Source organism: Sphingomonas tabacisoli (genome assembly GCF_042678385.1).
Taxonomy (GTDB): domain Bacteria; phylum Pseudomonadota; class Alphaproteobacteria; order Sphingomonadales; family Sphingomonadaceae; genus Sphingomonas_B; species Sphingomonas_B tabacisoli.
In genome coordinates this window covers 343,941-357,693 of record NZ_JBHUDY010000001.1, presented here as the reverse complement: position 1 = coordinate 357,693, position 13,753 = coordinate 343,941, and the positions used below count along the sequence as shown (strand labels likewise).

Genomic DNA, 13,753 nt, shown 5'->3' with positions numbered 1-13,753 from the left:
CAAGGAGGACAAGTAGATGCGTAAGTTTGTGATTTCGGCTCTGATGGCCGCGACCGTGCTGCCGGCGACCGGCGCGATGGCGCAAAGCTATCAGGAAGCGCGGCAGAGCCAGGAACGTGCGCGCGATGCACGGCAGGACCTGCAGGACGCGCACCGCTATGGCGACCGCCACGACCGGCGCGAGGCCCGCGAGAATCTCCGCGACGCCCGCCAGGAAGCGCGCGAGGATTGGCGCGACTATCGTGCCCGTAATCGCCAGCTCTACACGATGCCGCGCTACTACGCGCCCCGTGGCTACGCCTATCGCCCGGCTCGCGTTGGCATCGCGCTGAACCCGGCCTTTTACGGCCAGCGCTACTGGATCGCCGATCCGTATCGCTATCGCCTGCCTGCCGCCGTCGGCCCGCAGCGCTGGGTGCGTTATGGCAATGACGTGCTGCTGATCAACGTGCGCAATGGCCGCGTGCTGCAGGTCATCAACGGCTTCTTCTACTAAGGAGCTCAAACGGAGCGGCTCGTCGTGCAGGCGAGCCGCTTCGCCCCTTTTCAATCCTGCTTTCACTGTTCTAAAGGCGCAACACACTCCCGCTTTCGGAGACCCCAATGCGCCTTGCCCTTTTGCTCGCTTCCGTTGCCCTTGCCGTCCCCGCGCTCGCCGCGCCCGCCAAGCAGGCCGCCCATCAGACGGTCGATTATAACAAGCGGCTGACCCAGCTTTTCCACGACAGCGACGAAGCGCAGCTCAAGCTCAACCCGATCTCCGCGATCTTCCGCGGCGACATGCGTTACGCCGACCGCCTGGGCGATTTCGGCAGCGACGCCTATTTCAACGCCTCGCGCGCCGCCGCCGAAAGCGACCTCAAGAACCTCCACGCCATTCCGCGCGCGAAGCTCACCCCCACCAACCAGATCGCCTATGACGTGTTCGAGTGGCAGACGCTCGACACGCTGAAGGGCCTGAGCCCGGAAATCCTGTCGCTGACCGCGGTGCGGCCGATCGACCATTTCTTCGGCTTCCATGTCTTCTACCCGACCTTCGCCTCGGGCCAGGGCGCGGCGCCGTTCAAGACGGTCGCGGACTATGAGAACAACCTGAAGCGGCACCGCGACTATATCGCGCTGCTCGACCGTTCGATCGCGCGCTTCCGCGAAGGCATGAAGACGGGCGTCGTCCAGCCCAAGCTGATCGTAAACAATGTGATCGAGCAGCTCGACACCCAGATCAAGCAGGGCGTTGAAGGATCGACCTTCTATCAGCCGGTGACCAAATTCCCGGCCGGCATCTCCGCCGCCGACCAGGCGCGGCTGAAGACCGCATATGCCGCGGCGATCCGCGACGGCATCCTGCCCGCCGACATTCGCCTGCGCGATTTCCTGAAGAACGAATATCTGCCGGCCGCCCGCGACGGCGTCGGCCTTAAGTTCATGCCCGGTGGCGACAAGCTCTACGCCTATATGATCCAGACCAACACGACGCTGCCGCTGACCGCGGACTATGTCCACAATCTGGGTCTGTCCGAAGTCGCGCGTATCAGGGGCGAGATGGAGGCGGTGAAAAACCAGGTCGGCTTCAAGGGTACGCTGGCCGAGTTCTTCGAATATCTGCGCACCGACCCGAAGTTCCAGCCGAAGAGCCGCGAGGCCTATGCCGAGGACTTCTATGCGATCGGCAAGCGCGTCGATGCCCGCGTGCGCGAACAATTCTCGACGATCCCGAAGACGCCGCTCGAGATTCGGCCGTATGAAACCTACCGCGAAAAGACCCAGGCCGGCGGTTCCTACGAACCCGGCTCGCCGGACGGCAAGCGGCCGGGCGTGTTCTACTTCAATGCTTATGACCTGCCGTCCCGCCGCGTGTGGGGCGAGGAAACCCTGTTCCTGCATGAAGGCGTGCCGGGACACCATTTCCAGATCGCGCTGGCCCAGGAAAATGCGGCGCTGCCCGCGTTCATGCGCTTCGGCGGCAACACCGCCTATGCCGAGGGCTGGGGCCTCTACGCCGAATCGCTCTGGAAGCCGCTCGGAATGGAGACCGATCCCTATCAACGCTTTGGCGGCCTGAACGACGAGATGCTGCGCGCGATGCGGCTCGTCGTCGACTCGGGCATTCACGCCAAGGGCTGGAGCCGCGATCAGGCGATCGACTATATGCTCGCCAACTCCGGCATGAGCCGCACGGAAGCCACAGCAGAAGTCGAGCGCTACATCGCCATTCCGGGCCAGGCGCTCGCCTACAAGGTCGGCGCGCTCACCATCCAGCGGCTGAAGGCCAAGGCGATGCAGGAGCTGGGCCCGAAGTTCGACGCGCGCGAATTCCACGCTCAGGTGCTGATGACCGGCGCGCTGCCGATGGCGGTGCTCGAAAAGAAGATCGACACCTGGATCGCGGCAAAGAAGAAGGGCTGAGGCAGGGCGATCCCGGCCGAACGGGACGCTTTGAAAAAATACACGCTTCCATGCAGCCGTTTCGACGCCCGCGCGTAGTGGCTGCGGGGCGGCAGCGTTGCGCTGACCGCGAAGGGAAAGCATGTTCGCGTGACCGGCGTTGTGGTTCTCGCCTTTTCAGCGGCTGCGCTGGCGGCCGCATCCCCAAAACTGAGCTTCGGCGCGATCAACGGCACCGACGATCTTTCGAACGCCGCGAGCGTCGCGACGTGCGATAAGGACATGAGCGGCGGGAGCAGCGGCAAGATGTGCACGCTCGCCCGCACCGAGTTCGGCGGCCTGCCGATCCAGCGCAGCACGCTGGCGCTGAACGCGGCGGGCAAGGCGCGTTCGCTGACCATCGCCCTCGACGCGAGCGACTATGAGACGGCCGCACAGATGCTGCAGGGCCGCTATGGCCTGCCCGAGCGCGCCGCCGATGTTGCGCGCTGGCGCGGCTTTGCGGACGACGCCTCGATCTCGATCCGGCGGACCGGCGAGCAGACGCTGATCGCCTTTGCTTTTCCTGCGAACGAAGCGGCGAACGCCGGTCCCGACGCGCAAACGGTCTGGGCGATGCTCGGCCTCACGGCGCTCGGCCTTGCCGGCGGCATGTTGCTTCGACGCGGTGCGGCGGCAAGACCCGCCCATGCCTCAGTCCCGCAGCACGTGCCCCCGGCCCTGTCGATGCGGGACACGCTCGCACGCAGGCTGCGCAACGGCGAAGATCTGCAATTCTGACTCATTCGGGCGCGCCGCACGGCCGGCTTCACGCGGCGGGGGGGGGGGCGCCCAACCGTTCACAAATACGCCATTGCCCGCTCGCTTACGGCGCCGGCCAAGGCGGGTTCCAACTCCAGCGCTAGGACTGCCTCCGTCAGCTTGATCACATGGTCGTCGCCGTTCGCGACGGCGCGATCGATCAGGTCGCGCGGCAGGCTGCCTTCGGGCGCCGACGCGGGCGGCCGGGTTCCGTAAGCCGCATACAGCCCGCATCCGGCGTGCCAGACATGGCGCACCAGGGCGCCCCCCTCGGCCTCGCGCACTAACGGCAGCAGGTGCATCACCGCCGCCGTGCCGGTGATCGCGTGGGTAAACACGATCGCATGCAGCGGCGAATCGACATTCGCGAGGAAGATGCGGGCGAACAGATCGGCCAGTTCGCGCGCGCTCGCTTCGGCGTCTTCGATCGCGGGCCAGTGAAAGGCGCGGGCGAAGGGCGGGTGCTCGTCCAGCGCCTGCAACGCGGCGACGATCGAGCCGCCGTTCCGGCGCCGGTCCGCCGGCAGGAAGGGCAGGCGCGACAGGGCAGTCTCGGCGGCGGACTGCGGCGCACCGAGGCTGCTTGCGACCTGCAGCTCCGAATATTCCGATGCCCAACTGGCCAGGGCGGACGCGAGTTCGTCGAGGCGGGGCTGCGTCTCGGCGCGGCTGAGGGCGCGCGCGGCGTGGCCGACGCGGATTAGCCCGTGCAGCGCCGCGGCGCTCGCGCCGGGCGCCAAGCGCGGGACCCAGCGCGCGAGCACTTCCGGCCAGTGCCTTTCCGTCAGCTCGCCCCTGAACAACGCCCGCCAGTCGCTGACTCGCTCGGCCCGGCCGAGTGCCGCACGCCAGTCGAGGATCGGCCCACGCTCGTCAGGCCAAAGCATCATCATAGCGCGATGGCGCTCGATCCAGTCCGCAATCGCGTCGCCACGGCCAAGCACGTCCAACGCCTCGGCGACCATCGGCGCGTGGGTGGTGAAGCCATTGGTCATTTCCGGGCCATATCGGGCGAGGTCGATCAGCGCGGAATCGAGCGTGTCGGCGACGGGTTCGATCGGGCGAACGGCTTGCAGCATGGTTGTCTCCTCTTGTGGACGGGGCCGATGCGTGCGAGTCGTGCAACCTCAACCTAAGTTGAGGTCAAGCATGGCCGAACTGCTGACGATCGGCGATCTGGCGCGGCGCACGGGCCTGTCGATCTCCGCGATCCGATTCTACGAGGCGCGCGGGCTGGTGCAGAGCCTGCGCAGCAGCGGCAACCAGCGACGCTTCCTGCGCGGCGACATCCGGCGGCTGTCCTTCATTCTGATCGCGCAGCGCGTGGGGCTGAGCCTTGCCGAGATCGAGACCGAGCTCGTCGCCCTTCCCCAAAGCCGCAACCCGACGCGCGCCGATTGGCAGCGTATCTCGACCCGCATCCATGGCCGGCTGGAAGAGCGGATCGCCTTGCTCCAGCGCACTCGCGACAGGCTGGGCGGCTGCATCGGCTGCGGGTGCCTTTCGCTGGACACCTGCGCGCTCTACAACCCCGCCGACCGCGCCGCGCACGGGGGTGCGGGACCGCGTTATCTGCTCGGCGATGAACCAGGGGGCTATTGAACCGTTGATTGCGCCGGGGATTATTGATCCAGGTTAAATCTTTGTGCGTATGTTGCGTGGGAGCGAGTGATGGACGCGGGTGAGAAGTTCAGGCGCGGCCATTATTCGACCGACACGTTGCCGCCCGCGCAGCGGCACGAACTATGGTCCGAGCGCGGATGGCCGAGCATCGCCGCGCTGTTCAAGTCGACGGCCATTGGCGAATTCTCGACCGCCGCGGAAACGATCGAGCTGGGCGAAGTGGCGGTGTCCTTCGCATCCGGCACCGCGCGCCTGCTTGAGCGCTCGCCGGAACGCATTGCCGCCGACGGCATCGACATGCTGGGCGCCGGCCTTCTGCTCGAAGGCGAAATGGAGGGAACGGCGGGCCGGCAGGAATTCCAGCTCGGCGCGGGCGAAGGGCTACTGTTCGACCTTGCGCAGCCGATCACGATGACGATGTCGGCGGGGCGGTCCGTCCAGATGGCGGTGCCGCGTGCCCTCGCCGAAGCGCGGCTGGGGCCGGTGCTGGGGCTGCACGGCCTGGTGGTCCCAGCCGCCGCGACGGCGGGGTTTCGAGACAAACTGTTGGCGCTGCGCGATGCGGGTCCCGACGCCGATGCGGCGGCGTTCGTCGAGTCGCTGATCGAGGCGCTCGCCCAGGCGGTGCGTTCATCGCGCAGCTAATCCGCGCAGCCGATCGGGAGCCAGGACGCGGATATGCGCATAGCCGCGGCTGACCAAGCCGGCGCTTTCGAAGGCAGCCAGATGGGCGTTGACCGCCTTACGCGTGACGCCGGTCAGCTCGGCAAGATCGGCTTGGGTCGCGGTGACGACATCGTCCGTTGCGAGCTGCGTGAGCTGCCAGGCCAAGCGCGCCTTTGGCCGCTGCGCGAGCAGGAGCGCGCTGAAGCGGAGGAGCGTTTCAAGCTCGGCATAGACCAGCTCGTTCAGGTCCCGCCACAGCGACGGTTCCCGCGCCGCCACGCGTTCCAGCGCGGCGTCGGAGATCAGCAGGACGCGCGCCGCGCCGCTCGCCCTCACCGTCAGCAGCCGCGGGCCGCCGCCCCGACGCGCGCTTTGGCCGATGATGGTCGAGGGGCGAGCCAGCCCGATCAACACGTCGCGGTCGTCGCCGATCGCGACTTCGAGGCGTAGCGTTCCTTCGAGCACGGCACACAACCCGGTCTCAGGATCGCCCTGGCTATAGACCCATTGGCCGGGTGCCAAAGCGACGACGCGGCCCGCCGCTATCAGACCTTCCTGCACCGAAGCCGAGCGGGCCGCGAACCAGCCATTCGCCATCAGCGCCGCACGAAATGAATCCAGCTTTGTCACCAAAGTGACAATCTCACGCCTCTGCCCGGCTTACAAGGCAGGCAAAGGAGAGAGCGATGAGCGGAATCGAACTGCGGCCCTTGAGCGAGCATGTCGGTGTCGAGGCAGCGGGTGTGGACCTCAACCGGATCGACGACACCGCGTTCGCGGCACTGCGCAGGGCTCTGGACGACAAGGGCGTGGTGTTCGTGCGCGATCAGGCGCTGACGCCGGAGGGGCACATCGCCTTCGCGCGGCGCTGGGGCGACATCGACGTGAACAATTACTTCCCCGCCAACACCGGCTATCCGGAGATCGCCGAGGTGCGGAAGTCGGAAACCCAGACCACCAATATCGGCGGCGGCTGGCACACCGATCACAGCTACGACCAGGTGCCCGCGATGGGATCGATCCTGATCGCGCGCGAGACGCCGCCGAGCGGCGGCGACACGCTGTTTGCCGGTATGGGTGCGGCGTTCGACTCGCTCTCGGAAGGGCTGAAGCAAACGCTCCGCACCCTGCGCGCGGTGCATTCGGCCGACCATATCTACAGTGCTGACGGCGTCTATGCGCAGACCGATCAGGCGGCGAACCTAAAAGGCCATGACGTTCGCACCCGCGCCGTGCATCCCGTGGTGATCCGCCACCCACGCAGCGGGCGCGAGATCCTCTACGTCAATCCCGCCTTTACGCTCGGCATCGAGGGATGGTCGCGCGAGGAGAGCATGGCCTTGCTCGGCTATCTTTACGGTGTGGCGATGCGGCCGGAGTTCCAGTGCCGGCTGCAATGGTCGCCGGGGTCAGTGGCGATCTGGGACAACCGCTCGACCTGGCATCTCGCGATGAACGACTATCAGGGCCACGCCCGGCTGATGCACCGCATCACCATTTCGGGCGAGCCGCTGAACTAGGCGGCGTCCTGCAGGTCGAGGACCCGGAGATAATTGGCCAGCCGGTTGCGCTCCAGCGAGGCCAGCAACGGATGCTGGTGATACGGCAGCACGAACTGGCCAAGTGCCTCGCTCCACGGCATCGCTTGGTCGAAAAGAACGCCGAGCCCGAACACACCGGGAATTTCCGCAAAGGCCAGGTCGCGGCCGGATTGCGCGATGAAGTCCTCGATTCCCGTCAGCACGCCGTTGCGCGGGCCGCCTTCGTGGGTCGCCCAGGCGAACTGGCCCATGCCGCGAAAGCCGGCATTCGCGACGAGATCGCACTGACCGGGGATCGCGCCGCCGTCATAGTCGTAGGGGTGGCGGAACTCGGCGGGGATGCGCTCCGGCGCATAGTAGAAATCGCGCCGAGCGCATGGCCAGGCGATGTCGTGGAGCAGGACAAGCAGCGGGCGATCGTCGCGCCGGCACACGGCGTCGATCGCGGCGAGCTCGTGGAAGACCGTGTACCAATTGTGGTCGCCGTCAACCAGCCAGGCATCGACGTCCCGGCAGGAGTCTATGGCGTCCAGGCTGGGCGCGGCGATGTGGCGGACGTGCGGGTTCGCCGCGACCCATTCGAGGAATTCGGGCTTCGGCGTCGGGTCGATGCTGGTGAGCGTGCCGCCCAGAAGCTCCGCGTGCGCCGCCAGCAGCGGCGTCGTGCCGCCGAACTCGGCGCCGATTTCGACGATGTTGCCGCTGCCCGAGATTTCCAGCACGCCGGTGATGATCGGCGCGAATTCGGCCATCGAGTGGATCAGCAGGTCGGCCATATCGTCTCCGGCGAAGTCACCGCGCCTGCCTACGCCCGGAAAGTATCCGAGCCGTTAACCACGCCCCTGGGGTGTGCCTTCAGCGAGCGCACCATCGTCATCGTCGCGAGGGTTCGGCCCATAGCGATTTGCGCCAACATCCCCTGCGGCAAATGTAATCACGAGACTGATGATGCCGCCGGCTATAGCCAGCAGTAGGCCCAACCAGCCGAGCGCGCTCAGGCCATCGCTCAGATCGCCAGATAATAATATGGCTGTCCCGAAGATCAGAAAGCCCCACGCCGCTGCGACATGCCAGCCGCTCTTTCCACTATCGTGGGCGCGCTGAACTGACAGAGTTAGAGCCGGCCAGATCATTGCTATCGATAGAATGGAGATTGGACCGATGCTGTCGGGCTCGGCTCGATCCGCAATTCTGCCCAAGAAGTTTATCGCGAAAATGGTCGGCAGGAATACCCACCGTCTGACCCGACCATGAAAAAGTAATGGATTATAGCGCAAGCCCCGCCCCCCTGTTGAGGCGTTAGGTAATTGCTTCGGAATATTGACGCAACTTACGCAAGCGCCTCCGCGATCAGCTTGCGGGTGTTGTCGACGCCGTAGAGCGCGATGAAGCTGCCCATGCGCGGCCCCTGCGAGGAGCCGAGCAGGGTTTCGTACAGCGCCTTGAACCAGTCGCGGAGCTGGGCGAACCCGCCTTCGTTGCCGATCGCATAGACGATGTTCTGGATATCCTCGGCCTTGGCGTCGGCTGGGAGCGCGGCGAGCTCCCGGTCGAGCCGTTCCAGCGCCGCCGTCTCGACGCCCTCGGGCTTGCGGCGCTTCAAGGTCGGGGCGACGAAATCGCGGTTGTAGGCGAGCGCGTGGCCGATCAGCTTGTCGAGGTCGGGGTAGCGCTCCGCCGAGGCGTCCTCGACATAATTGCCCAGATACCCCCAGACCTGCTCCGGCGTCGCGTCGGCGCCCATCACGCCCACCAGGTTCAGCAGCAGGCCGAAGGTCACCGGCAGCGTTTCCGCCGGCACCTTGCCGTCATGGATGTGGTGGACCGGATTGCCGAGCTTCTGCTCGATCGGCTGGGCGGGATAATTGCCGCGGAACTGCCAATATTCGTCCACCGCCCGCGGGATCACGCCCATGTGAAGCTGCTTGGCTTTCTTGGGCTCGCGATAGGCGAAGAAGGCGAGGCTCTCCTCCGGGCCATAGGTCAGCCATTGCTCCAGGCTCAGGCCATTGCCCTTGGACTTCGAAATCTTCTCGCCATGCTCGTCGAGGAACATCTCATAATTGAAGCCCTCGGGCGGCTTGCCGCCGAGCACGCGCGCGATCTTGCCGGACTGGATCGTCGAATCGATCAGGTCCTTGCCGGACATCTCGTAATCGACGTCGAGCGCGACCCAGCGCGCCGCCCAGTCCACTTTCCATTGCAGCTTGGCCTTGCCGCCGAACACGGACTGCTCGATGGTCTCGCCTTCGTCCTCGAAGCGGACCACGCCGTTCTCTGGATCGACGACCTCCACCGGCACCTGCAGCACCACGCCCGACTTCGGGCTGACCGGCAGCACCGGCGAATAGGTCGCGCGGCGCTCGGCGCGAAGCGTCGACAGCATCACGTCCAGGATCGCCTGATAGCGTTCCAGCACCGTCCGCAGGATCGGATCGAAGCGGCCCGAGGCGTAGTATTCGGTAGAGCTGGCGAACTCGTAATCGAAGCCGAACCGGTCGAGAAACTCGCGGAGCATCGCGTTGTTGTGCGCGGCGAAGCTCGGGAATTTGCCGAACGGGTCGGGAATCTGCGTGAGCGGCTTGCCGAGATGCGCGCGCAGCATCTCCTGGTTCGGCACATTGTCGGGCACCTTGCGAAGCCCGTCCATGTCGTCCGAAAACGCGATCAGCTTGGTCGGGAGATCGCTGAGCGCGTGAAAGGCGTTGCGCACCATCGTCGTGCGCAGCACTTCGTTGAACGTGCCGATATGCGGCAGGCCCGAGGGGCCATAACCGGTTTCGAACAGCACATAGCCCTTCGCCGGCGCCTGCCCCTCCGGATAGCGTTTCAGCAGCTTGCGCGCCTCTTCGTAAGGCCAGGCCTTGGAGGTGAGAGCGGCGGCGCGAAGGGCTTGCGTGTCGGTCATAGCGCCGGGGCGTCTAGCGAAGAGGAGGCCGAGGTGCCAGCATTTGGCGTCTGCGCGGCCCTTAAGTTCACAAACTTCCAGGGGTGAGCCGCCTTTTTCGTGAACTTATGCGGGATTTCCCTTTGGTCACAGAGGCTTGGCCGGAAATAGGACATACGGAAAGGTGGAGATTCTGCCGCGGATGGTGAGCACGGATTAAGCAGGCGAGAGCTGGGCTGGGTCATCTGCGAGGAGATGCCTGATCGGGTGGGGTGTAGGACAGCGCAAGGTCACCTGTCCCGATGGGAGAGGTCGAGTCAGCGCTTGCGCTGACCGGGTGAGGGGGATCGAGCATATCCGGATAGGTCTGCTCCCCTCACCGCGCTCGCGCCGCAGGCGCGAGTCGCCCTCTCCCGAGGGGAGAGGGGCTAAGTGCTGGCATGGCGGAACGGATCGTGTACGAAGGCGGGCAGTGACGCCCCTTTTATATCCTGCGCTCCACGCGAGCCATGCCGGCATCTGGATTGCGACGCCCGACGGCGAGGCGCGCGCAGTGGGGCGGGGCGAGGCCATCGCGCGGGCGGCCGATACACCGATGATCCTATTGAACGCGCCTTTGGTCGCCGCGCGGCTGGGTTATCCGGAACTATCGGGCCTGGACCTGCTGGAGCTGTTCGCGTTCGTCCATCCGGCGCGGTTCGCGGTGCCGACGCCGAAGGGGCTGGCGCGGGCGATCGGGCTTGCGCCGCCGGCCGACGATGCGGGCGCGGCGGCGTTCCTGCTGTGCGCGACGGAGACTTTGCTGGCGCGCATGGAAGTCTCCGACTGGCACGAACGCGAAGGGGCTTGGACGTCGGCGCAATCGCTCGGGCGGCTGCGCTGGCCCTGGGCGGCTTCGGTCAACCAGCGCATTGCCAAGCCCGAGCGGCAGGAGCGCTGGCTGTTCGCGCGGCTGCCCGAATGGGAGGAGAAAGCGCCGCGCTCTCCGCCGCGCACGATCCATGTGCCGCCCGCTGCTGCCGTCGACCGGCTCGATGAGCTGACCGGGCATGGCGCCGAGGAACGGCCCGGACAGCGCGCCTATGCCGAGGCTGCCGCCGCCGCGTTTGGTCCGCGCGCATCGCCCGATTCGCCGGCGATGTTGCTGGCGGAGGCGGGCACGGGCATCGGCAAGACCTTGGGCTATCTTGCCCCCGCCTCGCTCTGGGCGCGGGAGGCGGACGGCGCGGTCTGGGTCTCGACCTTCACCAAGGCGCTGCAGCGCCAGCTCGACCGCGAGGGCGAGAAGCTGTTTCCCGATCCGCGCACCCGCCGCGACAAGATGGTCGTGCGCAAGGGGCGGGAGAATTATCTCTGCCTGCTGAACCTGGAGGATGCGCTGCAGGGCGGCTTTGCCGGCCGGGCGGCGATCCTGGCGCAATTGGTGGCGCGGTGGGCGGCCTACTCCAAGGACGGTGACATGGTCGGCGGCGACTTGCCGGGCTGGCTGCCGACTTTGTTCCGCCGCAACGGCTCGACCGCGCTGACCGATCGGCGCGGCGAATGCGTGTTCGCCGGCTGCCCGCACTACCGCAAATGCTTCATCGAGCGCGCGGCGCGGGCGAGCGCGGATGCGGAGATCGTCGTAGCGAACCACGCGCTGGTGATGGTCAACGCCGCGCGCGGTCGCGAGGCGGCGAACCGGCCGACGCGGCTGATCTTCGACGAAGGCCATCACCTGTTCGAAGCGGCCGATTCGATGTTCTCGACCGCGCTGACCGGTCAGGAAGCGATCGAGCTGAGGCGCTGGATCGCCGGGCCCGAAGGCAATTCCCGCGGGCGCCGGCGAGGGCTGGCGGCGCGTTTGTCGGACGTCGCCAGCTATGACGACGAAGGCGGGCGAGCGATAAATGCTGCAGCAATTGCTGCGCAGCAATTATCCTCCGACGGATGGCTCCAGCGGCTTGCCGAGGGTCAGCCATTCGGCGCGATCGAGGCGCTGCTGGCGGCGGTGCGCGGTACGGTTTACGCGCGCGCCGCCAGCGAGGATGCCGGTTATGGGCTGGAGACCGAGCTGGTTGATCCCGACGGCGCGCTGGTCGAGGCGGCGGGCAATGCCGCGGCGGCGCTGGACGCGCTGCACCGGCCTTTGGTCCAGCTCGGCCGGCGGCTGGAAGCGGTGCTGACCGACGGTCCGGACTGGCTCGACGGCCAGGCGCGGGCACGGATCGAAGGCGCGGTGATGTCGCTCGGCTGGCGGACGGAGACGATCGCCGGCTGGATCGCGCTCTTGGGCCGGATCGGCGGGCCGGCCGATCCCGACTTTGTCGACTGGCTGGCAGTCGATCGTGCCGAGGGCCGCGAATACGATATCGGCCTGCACCGCCATTGGCTCGACCCGACCCGGCCGCTCGCCGATCTGGTGCTGAAGCCGGCGCATGGCGTGATCGTCACGTCCGCGACCTTGTCGAACGGCGATTGGGGCGCGGCGGAGGCGCGATCGGGGGCGCACCATCTCCCGCGCCCGCCGCTGCGCTTCGAAGCGCCGAGTCCGTTCGACTATGCCGCCCAGGCCGAGGTGCTGATCGTCACCGATGTGAAGAAGGGCGACATCCCGTCATTGGCCGGCGCCTATGCCAGCCTGATCGGGGCGGCAGGCGGCGGCGCACTGGGCCTGTTCACCGCCATCCGGCGGCTGCGCGCCGTCCATGCCCGCATCGCCGACCGGCTCGCGCGCGACGGGCTGCCGCTCTATGCCCAGCATGTCGATCCCATCGACACCGGGACCCTGGTCGACATCTTCCGCGACGATCCGCATGCCAGCCTGCTCGGCACCGACGCGCTGCGCGACGGCGTTGACGTGCCCGGCCATTCGCTGCGGCTGGCGGTGATGGAAGGCGTGCCCTGGTCGAAGCCGACCGTGCTGCACGCCGCGCGCAAGCTGGCGCAGGGCGGCTCGGCTTACGAAGACCGGGCCGTGCGGGCGCGGCTAGCGCAGGCGTTCGGGCGGCTGATCCGCCGCGCCGACGATCGCGGCGTATTCGTCATCCTGTCGAGCGCGATGCCGTCTCGCCTGCTGTCAGCCTTTCCGCCCGGCACGCCGATCCGGCGCGTCACGCTCGCTGAGGCGCAAGAGCATGTGCGATCCCGTCTTTCATCCGTCACGCTTTCCGGGCATGCGAGGCCGGAGGATGTGCTGACGGGGGATTCATGAGAACACTCACCCTGCTGCGCCACGCGAAATCGGGGTGGGACGATCCTGCCGCGCGCGATTTCGATCGGGCGCTGAACGCGAAAGGCAAGCGCGCCGCGCGGACGATGGGCGAGCATTGCCGGCGCGAAGGGCTCGCCTGGGATCACGTGGTGTCTTCGCCCGCGGTGCGCTGCATCGAAACGCTCGACGCCTTTTGGGAGGGTTACGGCAAGACGCTGAAGCCAGTCTGGGATCGCCGCATTTATCTCGCCTCCTGCGTCACGCTGCTGGACGTGCTGAACGAAGTGCCCGCCGAGGCGGAGCGCGTGCTGATGTGCGGCCACAATCCGGGCCTCGAAGATCTGGTGCTGATGCTCACCCCCGACGACGGCGACGCGACCCGCGACGAGCTGGAAGAAAAATTCCCGACCGCGAGCCTCGCGGTGCTGGAGTTCGACGGCGAATGGGAGGATCTGGCGGCGCGGCTGGCGCGGCTGGTGAAGTTCGTCCGGCCGCGCGATCTGGACCCGGCGCTGGGGCCGGAGCGGGCTTAGCTACCTTCCCCTCGTTCCCGCACAAGCGGGAACCCAGATTCTTCGTGCCTTCGTGTCTTCGTGTGAGGCAAAAAGAAATGGGTTCGCACGAAGACGCGAAGACCACGAAGGAAGAAGGCAGGAC

Annotated in this window: 13 protein-coding genes; 8 read left to right on the top strand and 5 right to left on the bottom strand. The window is 66.7% G+C overall.

Features of this window, described 5'->3' with window-relative positions; genetic code table 11:
• The first annotated feature begins 16 nt into the window (after positions 1 to 16).
• The 3 genes from ACFSCW_RS02055 to ACFSCW_RS02045 all read left to right on the top strand — a co-directional run bounded on the left by ACFSCW_RS02055 (position 17) and on the right by ACFSCW_RS02045 (position 3,165).
• On the top strand, positions 17 to 496 hold the full coding sequence (locus ACFSCW_RS02055; protein ID WP_380886383.1) for an RcnB family protein: 480 nt from the start codon (positions 17 to 19) through the stop codon (positions 494 to 496).
• A gap of 107 nt (positions 497 to 603) precedes the next feature.
• Entirely contained in the window at positions 604 to 2,406 is a 1,803-nt protein-coding gene (locus tag ACFSCW_RS02050) for a DUF885 domain-containing protein (protein WP_380886381.1), read from the top strand.
• Between the two features lie 129 nt (positions 2,407 to 2,535).
• Positions 2,536 to 3,165 carry a hypothetical protein gene (locus ACFSCW_RS02045; RefSeq protein ID WP_380886379.1) on the top strand — a complete coding sequence of 210 codons (630 nt, stop codon included), beginning with the start codon at positions 2,536 to 2,538 and terminating at the stop codon, positions 3,163 to 3,165.
• A gap of 59 nt (positions 3,166 to 3,224) precedes the next feature.
• Here the strand turns inward: ACFSCW_RS02045 and ACFSCW_RS02040 are convergent, their stop codons facing one another.
• On the bottom strand, positions 3,225 to 4,265 hold the full coding sequence (locus tag ACFSCW_RS02040; protein WP_380886377.1) for a questin oxidase family protein: 1,041 nt from the start codon (positions 4,263 to 4,265) through the stop codon (positions 3,225 to 3,227).
• Between the two features lie 70 nt (positions 4,266 to 4,335).
• Here ACFSCW_RS02040 and soxR point away from each other — a divergent pair, with 70 nt between their 5' ends.
• Together soxR and ACFSCW_RS02030 are read left to right on the top strand one after the other, a co-directional pair.
• Positions 4,336 to 4,788, top strand: coding sequence for a redox-sensitive transcriptional activator SoxR (gene soxR, locus ACFSCW_RS02035; RefSeq protein WP_380886375.1), 453 nt, complete (start codon positions 4,336 to 4,338; stop codon positions 4,786 to 4,788).
• A 69-nt stretch (positions 4,789 to 4,857) separates the two neighbouring features.
• Positions 4,858 to 5,454 carry an AraC-like ligand-binding domain-containing protein gene (locus ACFSCW_RS02030; RefSeq protein ID WP_380886374.1) on the top strand — a complete coding sequence of 199 codons (597 nt, stop codon included), beginning with the start codon at positions 4,858 to 4,860 and terminating at the stop codon, positions 5,452 to 5,454.
• On the opposite strand, the gene ACFSCW_RS02025 is transcribed toward ACFSCW_RS02030, so the two are convergent.
• Positions 5,440 to 6,105, bottom strand: coding sequence for a Crp/Fnr family transcriptional regulator (locus ACFSCW_RS02025; RefSeq protein WP_380886372.1), 666 nt, complete (start codon positions 6,103 to 6,105; stop codon positions 5,440 to 5,442). The genes ACFSCW_RS02030 and ACFSCW_RS02025 overlap by 15 nt on opposite strands.
• A gap of 56 nt (positions 6,106 to 6,161) precedes the next feature.
• Between ACFSCW_RS02025 and ACFSCW_RS02020 the strand changes: the two genes are divergently transcribed.
• Complete coding sequence (locus ACFSCW_RS02020) at positions 6,162 to 6,995, top strand: TauD/TfdA dioxygenase family protein (RefSeq protein ID WP_380886370.1); 834 nt, start codon at positions 6,162 to 6,164, stop codon at positions 6,993 to 6,995.
• Here ACFSCW_RS02020 and ACFSCW_RS02015 read toward each other — a convergent pair.
• Genes ACFSCW_RS02015 through ACFSCW_RS02005 form a run of 3 tightly spaced genes read right to left on the bottom strand, consistent with a single transcriptional unit; the run spans position 6,992 to position 9,924 of the window.
• A complete protein-coding gene (locus ACFSCW_RS02015; protein WP_380886368.1) occupies positions 6,992 to 7,792 on the bottom strand; it encodes a class I SAM-dependent methyltransferase in 801 nt (266 codons plus the stop codon). The genes ACFSCW_RS02020 and ACFSCW_RS02015 overlap by 4 nt on opposite strands.
• 54 nt (positions 7,793 to 7,846) lie before the next feature.
• A complete protein-coding gene (locus ACFSCW_RS02010; RefSeq protein ID WP_380886366.1) occupies positions 7,847 to 8,293 on the bottom strand; it encodes a DUF805 domain-containing protein in 447 nt (148 codons plus the stop codon).
• Positions 8,294 to 8,346: 53 nt separating this feature from the next.
• Complete coding sequence (locus tag ACFSCW_RS02005) at positions 8,347 to 9,924, bottom strand: lysine--tRNA ligase (protein WP_380886364.1); 1,578 nt, start codon at positions 9,922 to 9,924, stop codon at positions 8,347 to 8,349.
• A 451-nt stretch (positions 9,925 to 10,375) separates the two neighbouring features.
• Between ACFSCW_RS02005 and ACFSCW_RS02000 the strand changes: the two genes are divergently transcribed.
• Complete coding sequence (locus ACFSCW_RS02000; RefSeq protein ID WP_380886362.1) at positions 10,376 to 13,096, top strand: ATP-dependent DNA helicase; 2,721 nt, start codon at positions 10,376 to 10,378, stop codon at positions 13,094 to 13,096.
• Positions 13,093 to 13,629: a SixA phosphatase family protein gene (locus ACFSCW_RS01995; protein WP_380886360.1), complete on the top strand. Its 537-nt coding sequence runs from the start codon at positions 13,093 to 13,095 to the stop codon at positions 13,627 to 13,629. The genes ACFSCW_RS02000 and ACFSCW_RS01995 overlap by 4 nt, the downstream gene beginning before the upstream one ends.
• The last annotated feature ends 124 nt before the right edge of the window (positions 13,630 to 13,753 follow it).